This window comes from Amylibacter sp. IMCC11727 (assembly GCF_029854195.1).
Taxonomy (GTDB): domain Bacteria; phylum Pseudomonadota; class Alphaproteobacteria; order Rhodobacterales; family Rhodobacteraceae; genus Amylibacter.
Map to the genome: position 1 here is coordinate 1,597,068 of NZ_CP122960.1, position 20,888 is coordinate 1,617,955.

21 protein-coding genes are annotated in these 20,888 nt (G+C 54.1%); 17 read left to right on the plus strand and 4 right to left on the minus strand.

Features of this window, described 5'->3' with window-relative positions; translation table 11 throughout:
- Positions 1-255 precede the first annotated feature (255 nt).
- Positions 256-678, plus strand: coding sequence for an RNA polymerase-binding protein DksA (dksA, locus tag QBD29_RS08100; RefSeq protein WP_280100794.1), 423 nt, complete (start codon positions 256-258; stop codon positions 676-678).
- Positions 679-970: 292 nt separating this feature from the next.
- Here dksA and QBD29_RS08105 read toward each other — a convergent pair whose 3' ends face one another.
- Genes QBD29_RS08105 through glmU form a run of 3 tightly spaced genes read right to left on the minus strand, consistent with a single transcriptional unit; the run spans position 971 to position 4,828 of the window.
- On the minus strand, positions 971-1,648 hold the full coding sequence (locus tag QBD29_RS08105; protein ID WP_280100795.1) for a DNA alkylation repair protein: 678 nt from the start codon (positions 1,646-1,648) through the stop codon (positions 971-973).
- Positions 1,645-3,468 carry a glutamine--fructose-6-phosphate transaminase (isomerizing) gene (glmS, locus tag QBD29_RS08110; RefSeq protein WP_280100796.1) on the minus strand — a complete coding sequence of 608 codons (1,824 nt, stop codon included), beginning with the start codon at positions 3,466-3,468 and terminating at the stop codon, positions 1,645-1,647. The genes QBD29_RS08105 and glmS overlap by 4 nt, the downstream gene beginning before the upstream one ends.
- 1 nt (position 3,469) lies before the next feature.
- Positions 3,470-4,828 (minus strand): bifunctional UDP-N-acetylglucosamine diphosphorylase/glucosamine-1-phosphate N-acetyltransferase GlmU, encoded by a 1,359-nt coding sequence (glmU, locus tag QBD29_RS08115; protein WP_280100797.1) that lies wholly within the window; start codon positions 4,826-4,828, stop codon positions 3,470-3,472.
- Positions 4,829-4,955: 127 nt separating this feature from the next.
- Between glmU and QBD29_RS08120 the strand changes: the two genes are divergently transcribed.
- The 9 genes from QBD29_RS08120 (at position 4,956) to QBD29_RS08160 (ending at position 14,526) form a co-directional block, all read left to right on the plus strand.
- Positions 4,956-5,621, plus strand: coding sequence for an HAD-IA family hydrolase (locus QBD29_RS08120; RefSeq protein ID WP_280100798.1), 666 nt, complete (start codon positions 4,956-4,958; stop codon positions 5,619-5,621).
- A 97-nt stretch (positions 5,622-5,718) separates the two neighbouring features.
- On the plus strand, positions 5,719-6,918 hold the full coding sequence (locus tag QBD29_RS08125; protein WP_280100799.1) for an aminotransferase class I/II-fold pyridoxal phosphate-dependent enzyme: 1,200 nt from the start codon (positions 5,719-5,721) through the stop codon (positions 6,916-6,918).
- A gap of 76 nt (positions 6,919-6,994) precedes the next feature.
- Positions 6,995-8,161, plus strand: a complete 1,167-nt coding sequence (locus tag QBD29_RS08130; RefSeq protein WP_280100800.1) for an isovaleryl-CoA dehydrogenase — start codon at positions 6,995-6,997, stop codon at positions 8,159-8,161.
- Positions 8,161-8,658, plus strand: a complete 498-nt coding sequence (locus tag QBD29_RS08135) for a hypothetical protein (protein WP_280100801.1) — start codon at positions 8,161-8,163, stop codon at positions 8,656-8,658. The genes QBD29_RS08130 and QBD29_RS08135 overlap by 1 nt, the downstream gene beginning before the upstream one ends.
- Positions 8,659-8,670: 12 nt before the next feature.
- On the plus strand, positions 8,671-10,275 hold the full coding sequence (locus tag QBD29_RS08140) for a carboxyl transferase domain-containing protein (protein WP_280100802.1): 1,605 nt from the start codon (positions 8,671-8,673) through the stop codon (positions 10,273-10,275).
- A gap of 59 nt (positions 10,276-10,334) precedes the next feature.
- A complete protein-coding gene (locus QBD29_RS08145; RefSeq protein ID WP_280100803.1) occupies positions 10,335-10,949 on the plus strand; it encodes a hypothetical protein in 615 nt (204 codons plus the stop codon).
- 3 nt (positions 10,950-10,952) lie between these two features.
- Positions 10,953-12,893: an acetyl/propionyl/methylcrotonyl-CoA carboxylase subunit alpha gene (locus tag QBD29_RS08150; protein ID WP_280100804.1), complete on the plus strand. Its 1,941-nt coding sequence runs from the start codon at positions 10,953-10,955 to the stop codon at positions 12,891-12,893.
- A complete protein-coding gene (locus QBD29_RS08155; protein ID WP_280100805.1) occupies positions 12,890-13,741 on the plus strand; it encodes a hydroxymethylglutaryl-CoA lyase in 852 nt (283 codons plus the stop codon). Before QBD29_RS08150 ends, QBD29_RS08155 begins: the two co-directional genes overlap by 4 nt.
- Positions 13,742-13,743: 2 nt before the next feature.
- A complete protein-coding gene (locus QBD29_RS08160; protein WP_280100806.1) occupies positions 13,744-14,526 on the plus strand; it encodes a crotonase/enoyl-CoA hydratase family protein in 783 nt (260 codons plus the stop codon).
- Positions 14,527-14,536: 10 nt separating this feature from the next.
- On the opposite strand, the gene QBD29_RS08165 is transcribed toward QBD29_RS08160, so the two are convergent.
- On the minus strand, positions 14,537-15,397 hold the full coding sequence (locus tag QBD29_RS08165; RefSeq protein WP_280100807.1) for a sulfotransferase: 861 nt from the start codon (positions 15,395-15,397) through the stop codon (positions 14,537-14,539).
- A 211-nt stretch (positions 15,398-15,608) separates the two neighbouring features.
- Here QBD29_RS08165 and QBD29_RS08170 point away from each other — a divergent pair, with 211 nt between their 5' ends.
- From QBD29_RS08170 to QBD29_RS08200, 7 genes are read left to right on the plus strand one after another with little or no spacing between them, the layout of a single operon-like run.
- Positions 15,609-15,974 (plus strand): NADH-quinone oxidoreductase subunit A, encoded by a 366-nt coding sequence (locus tag QBD29_RS08170; protein WP_280100808.1) that lies wholly within the window; start codon positions 15,609-15,611, stop codon positions 15,972-15,974.
- Positions 15,965-16,498, plus strand: a complete 534-nt coding sequence (locus QBD29_RS08175) for an NADH-quinone oxidoreductase subunit B family protein (RefSeq protein WP_280100809.1) — start codon at positions 15,965-15,967, stop codon at positions 16,496-16,498. Before QBD29_RS08170 ends, QBD29_RS08175 begins: the two co-directional genes overlap by 10 nt.
- A gap of 20 nt (positions 16,499-16,518) precedes the next feature.
- The gene (locus tag QBD29_RS08180; protein ID WP_280100810.1) at positions 16,519-17,130 is read left to right on the plus strand and encodes an NADH-quinone oxidoreductase subunit C; all 612 of its coding nucleotides are present in this window, start codon (positions 16,519-16,521) and stop codon (positions 17,128-17,130) included.
- The gene (locus QBD29_RS08185) at positions 17,131-18,345 is read left to right on the plus strand and encodes an NADH-quinone oxidoreductase subunit D (protein WP_280100811.1); all 1,215 of its coding nucleotides are present in this window, start codon (positions 17,131-17,133) and stop codon (positions 18,343-18,345) included.
- On the plus strand, positions 18,345-19,514 hold the full coding sequence (locus tag QBD29_RS08190) for an NADH-quinone oxidoreductase subunit E (protein WP_280100812.1): 1,170 nt from the start codon (positions 18,345-18,347) through the stop codon (positions 19,512-19,514). The genes QBD29_RS08185 and QBD29_RS08190 overlap by 1 nt, the downstream gene beginning before the upstream one ends.
- Before the next feature lie 29 nt (positions 19,515-19,543).
- Entirely contained in the window at positions 19,544-20,623 is a 1,080-nt protein-coding gene (locus QBD29_RS08195) for a hypothetical protein (protein WP_280100813.1), read from the plus strand.
- 25 nt (positions 20,624-20,648) lie between these two features.
- A complete protein-coding gene (locus QBD29_RS08200) occupies positions 20,649-20,885 on the plus strand; it encodes a DUF5337 domain-containing protein (RefSeq protein ID WP_280100814.1) in 237 nt (78 codons plus the stop codon).
- The last annotated feature ends 3 nt before the right edge of the window (positions 20,886-20,888 follow it).

Consider the following 20,888-nt stretch of genomic DNA (forward strand, 5'->3'; position numbering starts at 1 on the left):
CCCTTGCTAATTTAGGCGCAATCTACTCATCGCGTTACAATGCTGCAAGTCGTGTATCAACTGGGGGTGACATTACCCTACGACTCGGATACATCAGGCGCAAATCAAAGCGATTAGTTCTAACGTACGCGGTGTTCCACAGACGCAACTCTGACCAAAAGTGGTGATTTTGCAAACGTCGCATTCCGTTAAGGCTCATCGCTTCATTGGGTGAAATGCGTAATGTCACAGACAGCGAATTCTAGGGAGAAGCAGGTGAAAGCCGAAGTCATTCTTGATGCCGATTACCGTCCGGCCGAAGACGAACCATTTATGAATGATCGTCAAACTGAATATTTCCGTCGCAAGCTTTTGGCGTGGAAAGCGGACTTGATGTCCGACAGCAAAGACACCATCGAAGGTATGCAAGAAGGCGCGCGCAACATCCCTGATGTGGCCGACCGCGCCTCCGAAGAAACCGATCGTGCTCTCGAACTGCGCACACGGGATCGGGCCCGCAAATTGGTTGCCAAAATCGAAAGCGCATTGCGCCGCATCGAAGATGGCTCTTATGGCTATTGTGATGACACAGGCGAACCAATTTCACTCAAACGTTTGGACGCCCGCCCAATCGCGACCCTTTCGCTTGAGGCACAAGAACGTCACGAACGCAAAGAGCGCGTCCACCGCGACGACTAATCGGGTTTCAGAAAGTCGTAAAAATCGTGCGGCGAACATCATGTTCGAGCGAAGCGAGAGGCAATGATTTCGTCTCAACATGGCTCTGAAAACCGACAGGCCGACAATGGCCCGTTTCAAATTCATAAGCCGACACAGAAATGTGTCGGCTTTTTATTTGTCTCTGACGTAAAATGCGGGCAGGGGTGTTGCGTCAAACCTTAACGCCAGAAATAAACACACAACCCATACCCACGGGACCCCAGTTTCTGGGTGGTTTGCTTTTTTCTGAAATCGCGATTTTCGCCAAACCTTAACGCATCGTTCGCACGGCATCTTTGCGTGCAAATGGCTTCATCTGATCGCCAAATTCATCCACAAATGCGCGCACCCGATCAGGATCATGTTTGGACAGGCTGCGCAGCCACCAGCTGATGGATTTTTGAATAAACCATTCAGGATCAGTGACATAGCTTGCGGCCCAGCCCAAAATACGGTCCCGCGCCACTAGTTCTTCGTCCTTTGGATTGTTCGATTTCGTATAGGGCAGGGTGATCACCAACGCCGCACGGCGCACCCAAAGGCTCTCATGGGTGGTCCATGCCTCCACCTCATCCAGCCGTTTTTCGTTCAAATACAACCGTCTAGCCCCCGCGCCACAGGCATGGTCCGCGACCGCCCAAGCATCAAACGTGGGCACCCATCGACAGATTTCGGCCCAGACAGCTTCATCAGGATTGATCCGCGCTTGGGTCAGTAATTTCGCCGCAACGACCTTGGCCTCAAACACATCAGAATCCCACAAAAACGCTGCAATCTCAACGCGTTGTGGAATATCCGTTTCTTTGCGCCAGGCCTTATACAGCGTATCTAACTGAGGATTGGAAACGCCGACATACGGGCGTTCAACCTTGTGATAGGCGGCCATTTCACCCGCTTTCACAGGATCGCCCAAGGCCATCACCTGATCAAGCGCATCTTGCGGGGTCATTCCACCGTCACCGACTTGGCCAAGTTACGCGGCTGATCCACATCCGTGCCTTTGTAAACCGCTGTATGATAAGCTAAAAGTTGCGCTGGCACTGCATAAACAATCGGGGCCAAGAACGTGTGAACCGACGGCATCACAATGGTCTGCCACGTGCCATCACCTGCTTCTTTTGCGCCTTTTGCATCGGTCACAAGGATAATTTTCCCGCCCCGCGCCATAACTTCCTGCATATTTGATACGGTCTTATCAAATAATTCATCACTTGGTGCCATAACCACCACCGGCATGTTTTCATCCACCAGTGCAATCGGCCCGTGCTTTAATTCGCCAGACGCATAGCCTTCGGCATGGATGTAACTGATTTCTTTCAGTTTTAACGCACCTTCCAGCGCCAACGGGAACATGGAACCACGTCCCAAAAACAGCGCATCGCGCGAATGAACCAATTCGGAACAGGTGGCTTTGATCGCATCTTCTTGGGCCAATGCCATGTTCAAAACACCGGGCAATCCGTTTAGCGCGGCAACCAATTCCGCTTCGCCCGCTGCATCAAGCGTTCCACGTTCACGGGCCGCTTTTACCGCCAATGCGGCCAGAACGGTCAACTGACAGGTAAACGCTTTGGTTGATGCCACGCCAATTTCCACACCCGCCAAAATCGGCAGGGACACATCCGCTTCCCGTGAGATAGAGCTTTCAGGCACATTCACAATCGCCACGGTTTTATCAACGTTTTCAAAGCAATAGCGCAAAGCGGCCAAGGTATCTGCTGTCTCACCTGACTGGCTCACAAAAAACGCAAACGAATTTTGCGTCAGGGGCGGCTCGCGATAACGGAACTCAGACGCAATATCCAATTCCACAGGCAAACGCGCGATTTGCTCAAACCAATATTTCGCCACATGACAGGCCAAATACGCCGTGCCACAGGCCACCATTGTCAGCTTGTCGATCTTGGAAAAATCCAAATCGACCTCTGGCAGCAGAATTTCTTTATCATTGGCGTGTACATATTGTTTCACAGCTTCGGCCAAAACCGTTGGCTGTTCGGCAATTTCTTTGGCCATGTAGTGTTTGAACATGCCTTTATCCGCAGAAATCGCGCCATGCGAAATCTCGCGCATCTCACGGTTCGCGAGCGAACCCATGCCGTCCGTAATCTCAAGCGAGGTTCGCGTGATGACCGCGAAATCACCTTCCTCAAGATAGGTCACTTTGTTTGTCATCGGTGCAAGCGCAAGCGCATCAGACCCGACAAACATCTCACCTTCCCCATGCCCAATCGCCAAAGGGGAGCCCTTGCGCGCCGCCACCAAGAGGTCTTCATGGCCATCAAACAAGAAACACAGCGCATAGGCTCCATCAAGTCGTGCAACCGTTTGCCGCGCGGCTTCGATTGGTTCAATCCCTTGTTTTAAAAAGCTTTCGCACAGCTTTACAACGGTTTCCGTGTCCGTTTCCGTTTCAAAAGTGCCCCCTTTTGCAGCCAATTCTTCGCGCAGCTCGCGGTAATTTTCGATGATCCCGTTATGCACAACTGCCACGTCACCTGCTCGGTGCGGGTGCGCATTTTGTACATTCGGCGCCCCATGCGTTGCCCACCGCGTATGCCCGATACCTGCTTTGCCACGGATGGGTTCATGCACCAGCTTATCTGACAGGTTCACCAGCTTGCCCACCGCACGGCGGCGTTCCAACTTGCCCTCATGCACCGTGGCAATACCCGCACTGTCATAGCCGCGATATTCCAACCGTTTCAGCCCATCCACAAGAATCGGCGCTGCTTCGTGATTGCCAAGAATGCCTACAATACCGCACATATTATTTATCCTTATTTTTGGCGGCCTTGGCCGCTTTTAGCCGGTTCATCAGGCGCAAAGCCAATCCCGGTTTGTTTGCTTGTTTTGCCCGCGAAATTGCCATCGCTTCATCTGGCACATCTTCAGTGATAACCGAACCTGACCCTGTCATCGCATCATCGCCAACGCGCACGGGGGCCACCAGTGCGGTATTTGATCCAATAAACGCTCTCTTGCCAATGACCGTTTTGTGTTTGAACACCCCGTCATAGTTGCAAGTGATTGTTCCCGCACCAATATTCGCCGCATCACCCACATCCGCATCACCCACATAAGACAGGTGATTAACCTTGGCCCCTTCGCCAATCGTGGCCGATTTGATTTCCACAAAATTGCCAACCCGCGCGCCATTGCCGATTTCAGCACCTGGGCGCAGACGGGCATAAGGGCCAACCACGGCCTCTTGGCTCACATGACAGCCTTCCAAATGGGAAAACGCGCGGATCAACGCACCGCTTTCCACTGTGACCGCAGGGCCAAACACAACATTCGCCTCGATCACCGCATCCCGCCCCACATGCGTGTCATAGGCAAAGAACACGGTGCCAGGGGCGTGCATCGTGACGCCGTTTTCCAACACCTCGGCACGCACACGCGCTTGAAACGCTGCATCCGCCGCCGCCAAATCACTGCGGGAATTCACGCCCATGGTTTCCGCTTCGGAACAGGTGATCGCAGCACAACCATCGCCCTTATCACGTGCCAGCTCAACGATGTCGGTCAGGTAATATTCCCTGCTCGCGTTGTCATTGCCAACCGCGTCGATCAGGGCGAACAACTCGGCCCGATCTGCGCAGATTACCCCTGAATTACAAAGCGTTATGGCGAGTTGTTCAGGTGTCGCATCCTTCGCTTCAACAATGGCGTCAAGTCCACCATCGGCATCCGTTACCAACCGTCCGTAACGTCCAGGTTCAGCCGCTTCAAACCCTAGAACAACCACGCTTGATCCGTTTGATCGCGCGTCCAACATGCGGCGCAACGTGTCTTCTTGGATGAACGGCGTGTCTCCATACAGAACCACCACATCCCCATCAAAATCCGTCAGGGCATCGGCAGCTTGTTGCACTGCATGGGCTGTACCCAACTGCTCGCTTTGTGTCACGATCACCGCGTCAGGATCATAGGCTTGCGCCGCAGCGCCAACCGCTTCGCCGCCGTGACCTGTGACCACGACAATGCGTTCAGCCTCGATGGATTGGGCCGACTGCATCGCATGCACCAACAAAGGCGCATGAGCCACGTGATGCAGCACTTTGGGAAGATTAGATTTCATACGGCTGCCTTGACCGGCTGCCAAAATTACCACTGCGACAGGCATTTTGTCCCCTGCGTTATTCTATTTTGGCTCTGATAGCCTGAAAAACACATTACAGAAAGCCCCGCGACCTCAAGAAGTCTTTCATTGCGTTACAGCCTGTGGCAACAGGTTCAAAAAGGGGCAGTATATGAAATCCGTAATTTTTGATCTCGACGGCACTTTGGCCGACACCAGCGCCGACCTTATCGCGGCGGCAAACGCATGTTTTGATGGGATGGGGCAGGGTAAGCCGCTTGACCCCGTGGCAGATGCGTTGACTGCGTTTCACGGTGGCCGCGCGATGCTGCGGTTGGGGTATGAACGGATCCGCACGGATTGGACCGAAGACATGGTGGATGCGCAATACCCTGTTTTGCTGGATTATTACGCGGATCATATCGCGGATCACACCACGCTTTATCCAGGTGTTGTCCCCGCGCTGAAAGAACTGCAGCGGCGTGGGTATCTTCTTGGGATTTGCACCAATAAACCCGAAGGTCTGGCTGAAACGCTCATGGCAGAACTTGGCATTCGCGATATGTTTGGGGCGCTTTTGGGGGCTGATACGTTGCCCGTGCGCAAGCCCAATCCCGAACATTTGTGGGAAACCATCCGCCGCGTTGGGGGCGATTTAAAACGCTCCGCCTTAATCGGGGACACGGACAATGATCGTTCAGCGGCAAGAAACGCAGGCGTTCCGAGCGTTCTTGTATCGTTTGGCCCATCGGGTGAGGCGATCAAGGCACTCAAACCCGAAGCCCTGCTCGATCACTACGATGACCTGCCTGATCTTATGGATCGTTTGATTTCCTGAAACAGCAGGTCCAGCTTTGCTGAAGGTCCTACGGCGGGCTTGAACAGACCGTTCGTTTCCGTCTTCTATCCCTCCAAACGAACTGAAAGATTGCGCCGTGACACAAAATTTCACTGGGAACTTCACTCAACAAGAACCCCTGCCAGAAGAGGCGATTGAAGCCGCCGTTGCGGTGATGCGCCACGGGCGTTTGCACCGCTACAATCTGTCTGATGGCGAAGCAGGAGAAACCGCGCTGTTGGAGCAGGAATTTGCTGCATACACTGGTGCGAAGTATTGTGTTGCTGTCGCTTCGGGCGGCTATGCGCTTGCTGCCGCTTTGCGGGCCGCAGGGGCCAAGGCAGGTGATACGGTTCTGACAAATGCCTTCACGCTGGCCCCCGTTCCGGGCGCAATCGCCAATGCGGGGTGTGAACCCGTGTTTGTTGAGGTGACGGACGCCTTGGTCATGGATTTGAAAGATTTGCAGGTCAAGATCACCAGCAGCGGTGCGAAATTCCTGATGCTTTCCCACATGCGCGGCCATTTGGTGGACATGGATGCGCTGATGCAAATCTGCAATGCAGCAGATGTTAAGGTGATCGAAGACTGCGCCCACACGATGGGGGCGTCTTGGGATGGCGTGCCAAGTGGTCGCCACGGTGTTGCGGGATGTTATTCGACGCAAACCTTTAAGCACCTCAACTCGGGTGAGGGTGGACTGCTCATCACGGATGATGCTGATTTGGCTGCCCGCGCGATTATGTTGTCTGGCTCATATATGCTGTTTGAACGCAACGGGGCAGGGCCAGAAAAAGAGGTGTTCGATCAAATCAAACTCGAAACCCCCAATTGTTCGGGCCGAATGGACAACCTGCGTGCTGCCATTTTGCGCCCTCAGCTGCGCAATTTAGATGCACAATGCCAAGCGTGGAACGACCGTTATAAACGGGTGGAGAACGGATTGCGCAATGCCACGGGCATTCAAGTGATCGAGCGACCCGAGAAAGAACAGTATGTGATGTCGTCTTTCCAATTTCTGTGCCCCGACTTGTCGAATGCGCAGATGATCGACGTGCAGAAACGTACAGCAAACCGTGGCGTGGAATTGAAATGGTTTGGTGCAGACAGCCCTGTTGGTTTCACCTCGCGCCATGACAGTTGGAAATACGTTGCGGCGCAAAACCTGCCTGAAACCGACCGTATTCTTGCGGGCCTATTTGATATGCGTTTGCCCCTGACCTTCACCCTTGAAGACTGCGATCTGCTGGCCACCATTATCCGCGAAGAAGTGGGCGCGGTGTATCAAACAGGCTGACGCTTTAGACTCGACATTGCGGATTCTCAGCGTATTATGTGAACAAGTGTTCAATTAATGCGCAAGGGAGCCCGCCATGTTCACCTCTTCCATGAATTTTGCCTGTGGCGAAGATATCGAAGCCTTGCGTGATATGGTCCATCGCTGGGCGCAGGATCGCGTTGCCCCGATGGCTGCTGAGATCGATTCTTCAAATGAATTCCCCATGGAATTGTGGAAAGAAATGGGCGAATTGGGCCTGCTGGGCGTTACGGTAGACGAAGAATTCGGCGGTGCGAATATGGGGTATTTGGCGCATACCATTGTCGTTGAGGAAATCGCCCGCGCCTCCGCCTCCGTTTCCCTGTCCTACGGGGCTCATTCCAACCTGTGCGTCAACCAAATCGCGTTGAACGGCAATAAAGAGCAGAAAGAGAAATACCTCCCGCGGCTAATCTCGGGCGATCATGTGGGTGCTTTGGCAATGTCCGAAGCAGGCGCTGGGTCGGATGTGGTGTCGATGAAGCTGAAAGCAGAAAAGAAAAACGGCTATTACACGCTCAACGGCACAAAATACTGGATCACCAACGGGCCAGATGCCGACACTCTGGTGGTCTATGCAAAAACGGACCCAGAGGCTGGCCCACGCGGCATGACCGCATTTCTAATCGAAAAAGAAATGACTGGCTTCACCACTTCCGCCCATTTCGACAAACTCGGCATGCGTGGGTCCAACACCGCCGAATTGGTATTTGATAATGTCGAAGTGCCCTTCGAAAACGTCCTTGGAGAAGAAGGCAAAGGCGTTAACGTCCTCATGTCGGGCCTCGATTACGAACGGGTCGTTCTGTCAGGCATCGGCGTTGGCATCATGCACTCCATCCTTGACCACATCATGCCCTATATGGTGGAGCGCAAACAATTCGGCCAAAGCGTTGGCAACTTCCAACTGATGCAGGGCAAAATCGCCGATATCTACACCAACATGAACTCTGCGCGCGCCTATGTTTACGCCGTGGCAAGCGCATGTGATCGGGGCGAAGTTACCCGCCAAGACGCCTCTGCTTGCGTGCTTTATTCATCCGAAAAGGCGATGGAAATGGCGGTTCAAGGCGTTCAGGCCATGGGCGGTGCCGGCTTCTTGAACGATAGCCCGTTGTCACGGATCATGCGCGATGCCAAACTGATGGAAATCGGGGCCGGCACATCGGAAATTCGTCGGATGCTGACAGGCCGCGAACTTATGAAATTACAGGGGGCATAATGCCTATTACACGCACTTTCATCGCTGCCAGCATTGCTGGTTGCACGGCCTTTGCCAGCGCCGCACAGGCCTCAGAAACTGAAACACGCCAGACCCAAACCGTGGCCTGCCTGTCCAAAATGGACAATGGCACCACATGGGAACAGTGCCGCACGATGATGTTCGAGCCCTGCGCGGAACTTGAACTCGGCAGCGCACCGCATTTGGCCTGTCTCAAATCTGAAAAAGCTGACTGGCGCGTGCATCTTGATGCCAACATCACCAAGTTAAACAGCAGCTTGTCCATGGACGGCGCGGCTCAGTTAACCGAGCTTCTGGTGTCTTGGAATGATTATTTGGGCAAGAAATGCAGCGCCGTTGCGGAATCGCGCAAAGGGGCTGGCCAAGAAGCGGCCTATGTGGGCTGCGAGATCAGTGAATACGCAGGGGTTGCTGCAGAGTTTGACACCTGCCTGTCAGGCAAATCCTTGCAACCCTATTGTAAATTTCAGCAATAAATCGGGGCCAGCGTGAAACTTAAATCCACGATCAACCCAGACAGCCCAGAAGCTCAAGAACGCCGATCCGCCCACGCAGCGGCCCTTGCGCCTGTGTCTAAGGCGGCCCGTTTGGCCGCAGAAGGGGGCGGCGAACGGTCCCGCGAACGGCACCTGTCGCGCGGGAAAATGTTGCCGCGCGAACGTGTGGCGAACCTGCTCGATGCGGGCTCTCCGTTTCTGGAAATCGGGGCGACGGCGGCGCATGGTTTATACGACGGCGCGGCCCCATGCGCAGGCGTCATTGCTGGCGTTGGCCGTGTGAACGGCCGCCAAGTCATGGTGGTCTGCAATGATGCCACAGTCAAAGGCGGCACCTATTATCCGCTGACCGTGAAAAAGCACCTTCGCGCGCAAGAGATTGCCGAGGAAAACCACCTGCCATGCGTCTATCTGGTAGATAGCGGCGGTGCGAACCTGCCCAATCAGGATGAGGTTTTCCCCGACCGCGATCACTTTGGTCGCATCTTCTTTAACCAAGCGAATATGAGCGCCAAGGGCATCCCCCAAATCGCTGTAGTGATGGGGTCGTGTACCGCAGGCGGCGCCTACGTGCCTGCCATGTCAGACGTTTCAATCATCGTTAAGGAACAAGGCACCATCTTCCTTGCTGGCCCACCTTTGGTAAAGGCCGCAACAGGCGAAGTGATCAGTGCCGAAGAACTCGGTGGTGGTGATGTGCATACACGCCTGTCAGGTGTGGCGGATTATCTGGCGGATGATGATGCCCACGCCTTGGAACTGGCCCGTACTGCGGTGGCAAACCTTGGGCCGCCAAACCCTGCCGCACTCGCGCTAAAAGACGCGGCTGAACCTGATTTACCTACCGAAGACATCCTTGCTGTTGTCCCTGCCGATCTGAAAACCCCCTATGACATTCGCGAAGTGATCGCCCGCATCGTGGATGGCTCTGAATTTGATGAATTCAAAGCCCGTTTTGGCACAACACTCATCTGCGGATTTGCCCATATCGAAGGCATGCCATGCGGCATCATCGCCAACAACGGCATCCTTTTTTCAGAAAGCGCCCAGAAGGGTGCGCATTTCGTCGAGCTGTGCTCGCAACGTAAAATACCCCTGATTTTTCTGCAGAATATTACGGGCTTTATGGTCGGCCAGAAGGCCGAAGCCGAAGGCATTGCCCGCCATGGTGCGAAACTCGTGACCGCTGTTGCCACAACAGCTGTTCCAAAAATCACAGTTGTGGTTGGGGGCTCTTTCGGGGCTGGCAACTACGGCATGGCAGGGCGGGCCTATTCCCCCCGTTTCATGTGGTCTTGGCCCAATTCGCGCATTTCTGTGATGGGCGGCGAACAGGCCGCGGGCGTGCTTGCGACCGTCACCCGCGACGGCAAAGAGCGGCGCGGAGAAACATGGTCCGCCGAAGAAGAAGCCGCCTTCAAACAGCCAACACTCGACATGTTCGAAGAACAAAGCCACCCGCTCTATGCCTCCGCCCGCCTCTGGGATGACGGCATCATAGACCCGCGCGACACTCGCGCTGTGCTGGCTCTATCGCTCCAAGCCTGTTTGGATAAACCCATTGAGGACACGCAGTTTGGCGTGTTTCGGATGTGATTGTGGCTGGTTTAGGATCGCGAATGAACTCTGCATGGTCTGGATGGACCTTGCCTAAGATGACCAAAGATGCTGAGATTGACATCTATTTGGTCCATGCCAGCGCCGATCCAGAAGACTATTTCTTCTTATTTGACTTCGAAAATTTCGTCGAAAAATCAAAGGGTGGAGCATTCGTTCGCCCAAAATTACGCGTGTATGCAGGGAGATCAGATTTTGGGCGCCTCGTTTTTGCCCGACAATTCCGTCAAGTCTTCGCAACAGAATTTGATTCCATGCGTAGTGCCTTAGCTAACAAAAACAAGAAACAAGGTTGGCTCAGTTGGAGTACGCCTTTCAATCTAGCCACAGATCTCATCAGCGGGTTTGTCGCGAACGTAGTTTTGGCTCTAGCGCTGTCCGTTGGGCGAAAACTACTCGGAGATTTTTCCTTGCCAAAAGTGTTCAAAGGCAAATCTGCTGAATCGAAGCTTCAAAACGAAATTGATGAAACCAAAGATCGCGTTGAAAAAGCACTGATGCACATTGACGTCGTTTTGCATCCTGAATTGCTGAAACACGCAGAGACCTATGGAAGAGTCCCCAGTTTAGAGGGGCTCGACCCAGACGCATGGCCGTTGCCCGCATACGTTAGAACGCATTTGACACAACCCGTAAGTAGCTCTTGGTGGTAGATCATGTTCCATAAAATCCTAATCGCCAATCGTGGGGAAATTGCCTGCCGTGTGATCGACACCTGCCGCCAGATGGGCGTGGCCACGGTGGCTGTGTATTCTGACGCAGATGCCAATGCGCGGCATGTGGCCATGGCGGATGAAGCCGTGCGGCTGGGTCCAGCACCCGTGGCCGAAAGCTACCTCAAGGGCGATGCGATTATTCAGGCGGCCCTAGATACAGGGGCGCAAGCGGTTCATCCGGGCTATGGCTTTCTGTCTGAAAATCCTGAGTTTGCCCAAGCCCTCGCCGATGCGGGTCTTGTTTTTATTGGCCCGAGCGCGGAAGCGATCCGTGCGATGGGTCTGAAAGATGCGGCTAAGGCGTTGATGGAACAAGCGGATGTACCGGTTGTCCCTGGCTACCACGGTGCGGATCAGGGTGATGCACTGTTGGCAGAGGAAGCTGCGAAAATTGGATACCCTGTGCTTATCAAAGCCGTGGCAGGGGGCGGGGGCAAAGGCATGCGTTTGGTCGAAAATGCCAAAGACTTTGCTCAAGAACTCGCCTCGGCCCGATCCGAGGCCGCCACGGCATTTGGCAATTCCGACGTGCTGGTTGAGAAGTTCATCACCAATCCACGCCACATCGAAATTCAGGTGTTTGGGGATACGCACGGCAATGCGGTGCATTTGTTTGAGCGCGATTGCTCCCTGCAACGCCGCCATCAAAAAGTGATCGAAGAAGCGCCCGCGCCCGATATGCCAGAAGAGGTTCGCGCGGCTATGGGCAAGGCGGCTGTTCGCGCGGCCAAGGCCATTGGATACGCGGGGGCTGGCACCATTGAATTTATTGTCGATGGATCTGGCCCGCTGCGCACGGATGGGTTTTGGTTTATGGAAATGAACACCCGTTTGCAGGTGGAACACCCTGTTACGGAAGCGATCACTGGCCAAGACCTTGTAGAATGGCAATTGCGTGTGGCCAATGGCGAGCCGCTGCCAAAAACACAAGATGCGCTGTCCATCAACGGCTGGGCGTTTGAAGCGCGGATTTATGCAGAAGATGCTGCCAAGGGATTTTTACCCTCCATCGGCACGCTCACCCATCTGACCTTCCCGTCATCCGCACGGGCGGACACGGGCGTGCGAACAGGGGATGCGATCACACCTCATTACGATCCTATGATTGCCAAACTGGTGGTTCATGGTCCCACGCGCGAGGTGGCGCTGGGCAAACTGACCACAACGTTGTCCCAGACCGAAGTGGCAGGTTGCACCACAAACATCGGCTTTTTGCGGGCTTTGTCCCAACACGAAGGGTTTGCCAAAGGTGAGGTGGACACTGGCTTGATCGCACGTGACCAAGACGCTCTGGTGGCCGAAATTCCGCCCACGGCTGAAGATTGGGCGCTGGCGGCTATTTTTATGGCGAGATTGGATAAACCTGCTCCGCATCAGGGGTTTTCCCTTTGGACCCCCCTGAAACGCAGCCTCCACATTCAGTGCAAAGACGAAACGCGTGTTGTCACAATAGAAGCCACTGGCACCGGCGGCTTTACGGTAACGGTGGATGACACGACGATTTCGGTTTTCAATGAGGCAACCGTTAAACTGAACGGCCGCAAACCTGCCTGTAATGCGGTGATGCACGGGGGCGGTGTAAGCCTGTTTGGTCCGCGCACCTTGCATTTTAATGCCGTTGATCTGTTGGATCGCGCCGCAAGCGAAGATGGCGGTGCAGGGGGCATTATTGCTCCAATGCCCGGCGCGATTAAAGAAGTAATGGTTGTCGAAGGGCAGGCTGTGGCGCAAGGGGACACATTGTTGATCCTCGAAGCGATGAAGATGGAACACCGCCTTACTGCGCCGTTTGATGGCACGGTTGTCGCACTGAACGCGGTGGCTGGTGGACAGGTGGCAGATGGGACAGTGCTGGCACAAATCGAAAGCGATGCAGAATGAACGCGCGCGCCGAAGTGTTTGAAGTCGGCCCAAGGGACGGGCTGCAAAACGAAAAGGCCATGATCCCAACGGATGCAAAAGTAGAGATGGTGAATCAGCTGTCCGCGTGTGGTTTTCGCCGAATCGAGGTGGCGAGCTTTGTTTCGCCCAAATGGGTGCCGCAAATGGCCGACAGTGCGGATGTTTTGGCGCAGATTGACCGCGTGACAGGCTGTTCCTACGCCGCTCTTACCCCAAACATGCGTGGTTTTGACGGTGCTGTCGCTGCCAAGGCCGATGAAATCGCAATTTTTGCTTCGGCGTCCGAAGGGTTTAGTCAAGCCAACATCAACTGCAGCATAGAAGAGAGCATTCAGCGGTTCGAAGATGTGATCGCCGCAGCGAAACAGGCTGATATTCCTGTGCGCGGCTATATTTCTTGTGTCACGGATTGCCCCTATGATGGACCAACAGCGCCTGCACGTGTGGCCGAAGTGGCGGCAAAGCTGAACGCGCTGGGCTGTTATGAAATCAGCCTTGGGGACACCATTGGGCAAGGGACACCAAAGACCATTTCGGCCATGCTAAATGCTGTTCTATCTGAGGTGCCCGTGCAAAAACTGGCTGGGCATTATCACGATACGGCAAACCTTGCCCTTGATAACATTCGCGCTTCTTTGGATCTTGGGGTGCGGGTGTTTGATGCTTCGGTTGGCGGCCTCGGGGGCTGCCCTTACGCGCCTGGCGCATCTGGCAATGTGGCAAGCGAAGCGGTGGTTGCGTTGCTGCACAATGCAGGGTTTGAAACGGGCGTGGATTTGGCCGCGCTTGAACAAGTCGCGACCTTTGCCAAAACATTACGGAGTTGACGATGTTTGACACAATTACCGTACAAACGGATGAACGCGGCGTGGCCCATCTAACTTTGGCACGGGCAGACAAACACAATGCCATGAATGCGCAAATGATTGGGGAATTGACCCGCGCGGCGAAGATGCTCGGCGAGGATGACGCTGTGCGGGTTGTCGTGCTTGACGCGCTGGGCAAAAGCTTTTGCGCAGGCGGCGATCTTGGCTGGATGAAAGACCAGATGGCTGCGAGCCCAACGGAACGGGCTGCAGGGGCGCGGGAATTGGCGACTATGCTTGGGGCGCTTAACACATTGCCAAAACCGCTGATCGGGCGCGTGCAAGGGCAGGCGTTTGGCGGCGGGATTGGGATGATGTCTGTCTGTGATATCGCGATTGGGGTGAAGGACCTGAAATTTGGCCTCACCGAAACACGTCTTGGCCTGATTCCAGCGACGATTTCCCCATATGTGATCAAACGCATGGGCGAGGCCAAGGCGCGCCGCGTGATGATGTCTGCTCGGATTTTTGACAGTGCAGAAGCAGTTGAATTGGGGCTATTGGCCCGCGCGGTGTCTGCCGATGAACTTGATGAAGCGATTGAGGCAGAGGTGAAGCCCTACCTCAATGTTGCCCCACGCGCAGTGGCGAAAACCAAACGGCTAATTCGCGGGCAGGGGGGGGACATCACGCAGGCCCAGATAGATGCCAGCATCGACGCTTTGGTTGAAGCATGGGAAGACACCGAGGCAAAGGACGGCATCAATGCCTTCTTCGCCAAAGAAAAACCGCCTTGGGTTGGGTGATCAGACCGCGTTAACCGGCGTTGCGCAGCTCGGTCAGATCCCGTTGCCAGCTCAGCGGGATTTCCCTATCAAACATGTCGCGTACAAAGGTGTAGTGGGGCTCCAACCGCGCCACTATATCCGCACGCAGCTTTGGTTGTAGCGGCATTTTGATCGACACATTCCGCTTTTTAGAAAACTCGCCCGCGTGTGGTGCGACACCCAAAAATGCACAAATCTTATCCACTGCTTCCTGCGTGAACAAATGTTCAAAAAACTCGAAATGCAGGTTTTCAGGTGCAAACACGGCCTGCAGGTTTTGAATTGTGTTTACGTAATCCAAACGATCCTGATACACTTGTTTATCAAAAGACGCGTCGATTTTCTGTTCCATCTCCTCCAGCGTTTCCGCCTCTTCGGAAAACCGAATTTGCGACCACAACCGATCCGCTGGGTTGCGCATTAGATAGATGATTTTCACTTCGGGATACTGGGATTTAATCAGCGCCAGTTCATCGCGTGATAATTTGCAATACGCTGGCGAAATTTCCCCAAATGCCGAGTGATCTTCGACCCGATCTTCGAAATAGGCTGTGTATTTTTCAATATCGCCCCGCATGGTCAGGCGGTCTTGCAATGCGGAAATCAGGTTGAATGTGGACAGACTGGTTGATCCATTTGCCCGCAATCGCGCAATGCGTTTTTCAAAGGCGGAATTGGGCCATTTTGCTTTTGATGTGCGGTTGCCCCAGAAATGCATTTCCTTCAGCGCCGACATATAAACATCGGGATGATCCGCCAAATAGCGCGAAAGCCATGTGGTGCCCGATTTTTGCGCCCCGACACCAAGGAACATGGTCTTGCCAGCTAAGGGAGAAGAAGGATCAATCAAGGCACTGTGCTTTGCTCATTTTCGTTGCGCCAAATTAGGCAACTGCGCCCGCTCAAACAAGCGCAATTGTGGATTTTGAAACCAAACACGCCGCCTTGGTACAATAGTTTGTGGTTCTAACGCGTTTTAGGGTCTTGGATTGGTTGACCTTCGCTAAGGGCAGGGATAGTTAAACACTGCCGAAAGCTTCAATTCCGCGAAGGAGTCGCCATTGGAAGACCTGCTCAGAGAATATCTGCCAATCTTGGTGTTTATTGGGATCGCAGTGGCCTTGGGCCTCGTGTTGATCCTTGCGGCGGTAATCGTCGCTGTACGCAACCCTGATGCGGAAAAAACATCTGCTTACGAATGTGGCTTTAACGCCTTTGACGATGCGCGGATGAAATTTGACGTGCGTTTCTACCTCGTCTCGATCCTATTTATCATTTTCGATTTGGAAGTGGCCTTCCTTTTCCCTTGGGCGGCATCGTTCAAGGACGTGGGCGTGCTTGGTTTTTGGTCGATGATGGTGTTCTTGGCCGTTCTCACAATCGGCTTTGCTTATGAGTGGAAAAAAGGAGCGTTGGAATGGGAGTAGTCACTTCACCCAACACCGCAGGTGCGGACCGCGAGGTTGCAACCCGCGCTCTGAATAATGAATTGCAGGACAAGGGCTTTTTGCTCACGTCCACAGAAGACATCATCAACTGGGCCCGTACGGGTTCGCTGCACTGGATGACATTCGGTCTTGCTTGTTGCGCCGTTGAAATGATGCACACGGCGATGCCGCGGTATGATATGGAACGGTTCGGGACAGCGCCACGTGCCTCCCCCCGGCAATCCGATCTGATGATTGTTGCGGGCACATTGACCAACAAAATGGCCCCCGCACTGCGCAAAGTGTATGACCAAATGCCAGAGCCGCGCTACGTGATCTCTATGGGGTCCTGTGCAAACGGTGGCGGCTACTACCACTACAGCTATTCCGTGGTGCGTGGCTGTGATCGCATCGTGCCCGTTGATATCTATGTGCCAGGTTGCCCACCATCCGCCGAGGCGCTGTTGTACGGTATCCTGCAACTGCAACGCAAAATTCGTCGTACTGGTACGATTGTCCGCTAAGACAAAAGGAAGACGCCCACATGTCAGAGGCTCTTACAGAACTGGGAACATCGCTGGCGGCCAACCGCTCTGATGCGGTGATTGCAACCGAAGTGAACCCGATGGGCGAACTGGTTGTGCAGGTGTCCCCATCTGCACTGCCTGATTTCGTTGAATACATCAAAACGGCCCGTGATGCGCGGTTTTCCAGCCTCGTGGATATCACGGCGGTGGATTACCCAAGCCGTGAAAAACGGTTCGAAGTGGTTTACCATTTCCTGTCCATGTACACGAACCAGCGTATTCGCATCAAAGCGTCCATCCACGAAGACGAAGTGATTCCATCCATCACGTCGATTCATCCTTCTGCCGATTGGTTTGAACGCGAAGTGTTTGATATGTACGGTATCATGTTCTCGGGCCACCCAGACCTACGCCGCATCTTGACGGACTATGGCTTCCGTGGATATCCGCTGCGCAAAGACTTCCCGACCACGGGCTACACTCAGTTGCGCTACGACGAAGTTGAAAAGCGCGTTGTGTACGAACCCGTGTCCTTGGTCCAAGAATACCGCCAGTTTGATTTCATGTCCCCATGGGAGGGCGCGGAATACATCCTGCCGGGTGATGAGAAAGAGGAGGCTGCGAAGTAGATGGCTGACGGAACTTTCAATGACGTCCAGACGGGCGAACAGCGTATTCGGAACTTTAACATCAACTTTGGTCCGCAGCACCCTGCAGCCCACGGTGTTTTGCGCCTTGTGCTCGAACTTGACGGTGAAATCGTAGAACGCTGCGACCCGCACATCGGTCTGTTGCACCGTGGCACAGAAAAGCTGATGGAAAGCCGCACCTATCTGCAAAACCTGCCGTACTTTGATCGGCTGGACTATGTGGCCCCCATGAACCAAGAACATGCTTGGTGTTTGGCCATCGAAAAGATGACAGGCACAGAAGTACCGCGCCGTGCGAGCCTGATCCGTGTGCTGTACTCTGAAATTGGCCGCATTCTGAACCACATCTTGAACGTGACCACGCAAGCAATGGACGTTGGCGCGTTGACGCCGCCGCTTTGGGGTTTTGAAGAGCGTGAAAAGCTGATGGTGTTTTACGAGCGTGCCTGTGGAGCGCGTCTGCACGCGGCCTATTTCCGCCCCGGTGGTGTTCATCAAGATTTGCCGCAAGACCTGATCGACGACATTGAACAGTGGGCGAAAGAATTCCCCGCTGTGATGGATGACATCGACGGTTTGCTGACAGAAAACCGCATCTTCAAGCAACGCAACGTAGATATCGCTGTTGTGTCAGAACAAGAAGCGCTCGATTGGGGTTTTTCTGGCGTGATGGTACGTGGCTCTGGCATGGCATGGGACCTGCGCCGTTCGCAGCCTTATGAATGCTATGACGAAATGGACTTCCAAATCCCTGTGGGCACCAACGGCGATTGCTATGATCGCTACCTGTGCCGCATGCAGGAAATGCGCGAAAGTCTGAAGATCATTCATCAGTGTATCGACAAGCTGAACACCGAAGGGCCGGGCGATGTGCTGGCACGGGGCAAAATCACGCCGCCTAAGCGCGGTGAGATGAAAACCTCGATGGAAGCCCTAATCCACCACTTCAAACTCTACACCGAAGGGTTCCACGTTCCCGAAGGCGAAGTTTACGCCTGTGTGGAAGCCCCCAAAGGCGAGTTTGGCGTCTATCTGGTGTCAGATGGATCGAACAAACCCTATAAATCAAAAATCCGCGCCCCGGGGTATTTGCACCTTGCCGCGATGGATCACGTGGCCAAAGGCCACCAACTGGCCGACGTGGCCGCGATTATCGGCACGATGGATGTCGTATTCGGAGAGATTGACCGCTAATGTTACGCCGCCTACATCACGAACAACCTGACAGCTTTGCTTTCACGCCCATGAACCAAAAATGGGCCGAAGGGCAGTTGACGAAATACCCAGAGGGGCGTCAGGCCTCTGCTGTGATCCCACTGCTGTGGCGCGCGCAGGAACAAGAGGGTTGGATTTCCAAACCCGCGCTTGAAACTGTGGCTGACATGCTTGGCATGGCGTATATCCGCGTGCTCGAGGTGGCGACTTTCTACTTTATGTTCCAACTGCAACCCGTTGGTTCTGTTGCGCATATTCAGGTTTGTGGCACAACGTCCTGTATGATCTGTGGTGCAGAAGACCTGATCGGTGTGTGCAAAGACAAGATCGCCAAAAACGCCCACGCCATCTCCGAAGATGGCAAGTTCAGCTGGGAAGAAGTGGAATGTCTGGGTGCCTGCGCCAACGCGCCGATGGTGCAGATCGGCAAAGACTTTTACGAAGATCTGACAGCCGAACGCTTTGCCGAAATCATTGATGAATTTGCCGCTGGCAAGGTTCCAACGCCTGGCCCGCAAAACGGCCGTTTCGCGGCTGAACCGCTTGGTGGTGTGACAACTCTGAAAGAATGGGAAGCTAACCGCAAAGAGTATAACGGGTCCGTGTCTCGTGCCGTTGATATCGGGGACACTGTGAAACGCATTCAAGGGGATGAAGTTCCAATCCTGACACCGTGGGTGACCTCGGGCAAGGCTGCAGCCAAGCCAAAGAAACCCGTTGCCAAGAAAGCGGCCAAAGCACCCGTCGGTGCCGCAGGTAAAAAGGCTTCCGTTGTGGCCGCTGAAAGCAAGGCCAAGCCAAAATCAACGAAAGCTGCTGCAAAGGCTCCTGCAAAAGCAAAGGTGTCCGCACAGGATACTGCCAAAGCTGTCGCTGAAAAGAAGCCACGCACAATGAAAGCCCCGCGCAAAGCAGGAGCCGATGACTTGAAACTGATTTCAGGTGTTGGGCCAAAGCTGGAAGGTGTGCTAAACGATCTGGGCTTTTATCATTTTGATCAAATCGCGAAATGGACCGCTGCCGAAGTGGCATGGGTTGATGAGCGGTTGAAATTCAAAGGGCGCATTGAGCGTGACAATTGGATGGATCAAGCATCGACGCTGGCCGCAGGGGGCGAAACAGCGTTTTCAAAGAAGGCGTCCAAGTAAAAGGGCGGCTCCAACAAGGGGACTAGAAAATGGCGAATGAACAAAACGAGGGATTTTTTTCCTGTAACAACGTGTGCTGGCTGATTGGGCTGGTTGTTGGTGTATTGATTGCATGGGGTTTGATTAGCGCAACAGGAATGGGGACGTTCTGGGCGATTGTTGTTGGCATCCTTGCAATGGTTGGCACCTATTGGTTGTTGTCTGGCCTGTTCTGTTCAGACGCTGAAGCAGGGGCATCTGCTTCGGACGCCGCATCCGGTTCTGGTTCATCCGCTGCATCCAGTGCCGCGACAACCACAACGGCATCCGCCGCGACTTCATCTGCAACAACAGCACCGTCTGGCACCGCTGACGCCGCCGCGGCAACACCTGCTGCCGCTCTAGCGAGCGCTGGCGCTGCCACAGCTGCAGCATCCGCACCCGTTGCAGCCGCGTCGACCCCAGTTGCAGACGCGAAACCTGCAGCGAAAAAGCCAGCGGCCAAGAAAGCACCGGCGAAAAAGACTGCGGCTAAATCCACATCCAGCGCGTCCACATCCGCAGAGGCAAAGCCAGCTGCCAAGAAAACCGCCGCCAAAAAGCCAGCGACGAAATCCGCGGCTGCGACGAAAGCCAAGTCTGCTACGGCCACGAAAGCAAAAGCCACGACTGGCGCCAAAGCAAAGGCCGCACCAGCCACCAAAGCAAAATCTGCGACGGCATCAAAGGCCAAGGCAACAGACGCCAAGGCACCAGCCGCAAAGAAAGCCGCTGCGCCAAAAGCTGCGAAAGCCTCAGCAACTCCAGCCGCCGCCGCAAAATTGCCATCGGGTATGGTTGCTGCAAAAGATGGCAAGCCAGCCCTGTATAAAAAGGCCCCGAAAAACGCTGACGATCTGAAAATGATCAAAGGTGTTGGGCCAGGTTTGGAAAAAACACTCAACGACTTGGGCATTTATACGTTTGCACAAGTGTCCGAGTGGAAAGCAAAAGACATTGCTTGGGTTGATGACAACCTGAAATTCAAGGGTCGCATCAAACGCGACGGTTGGGTCAAGCAGTGTAAAACACTCGCGAAAGGCGGAGCCACAGAGTTCTCTAAGCGGGTAAAAGGTGGCGACGTTTACTAAACGCGCCATATGAAAGGACAAGTGATTGGCCCCGAAACATCCTGATCCCGCCCCAGATCTTGCATCTCGGCAAATACGGATCGCATCCATCGTCATTATCGTGACTATGGTTGTTTGGATGGGGGCCAGTTTCATCGGTGGTCAGATCGGATTGCCAACGCGTTACGCGTTTTTGATTGATCTAGCCGCACTTGCCGCGTTCTTTTGGGCGTTGGTGAATTTGTATCAAGCATGGCGTAAGCGCCAGACAATGAAGGATTGAGCG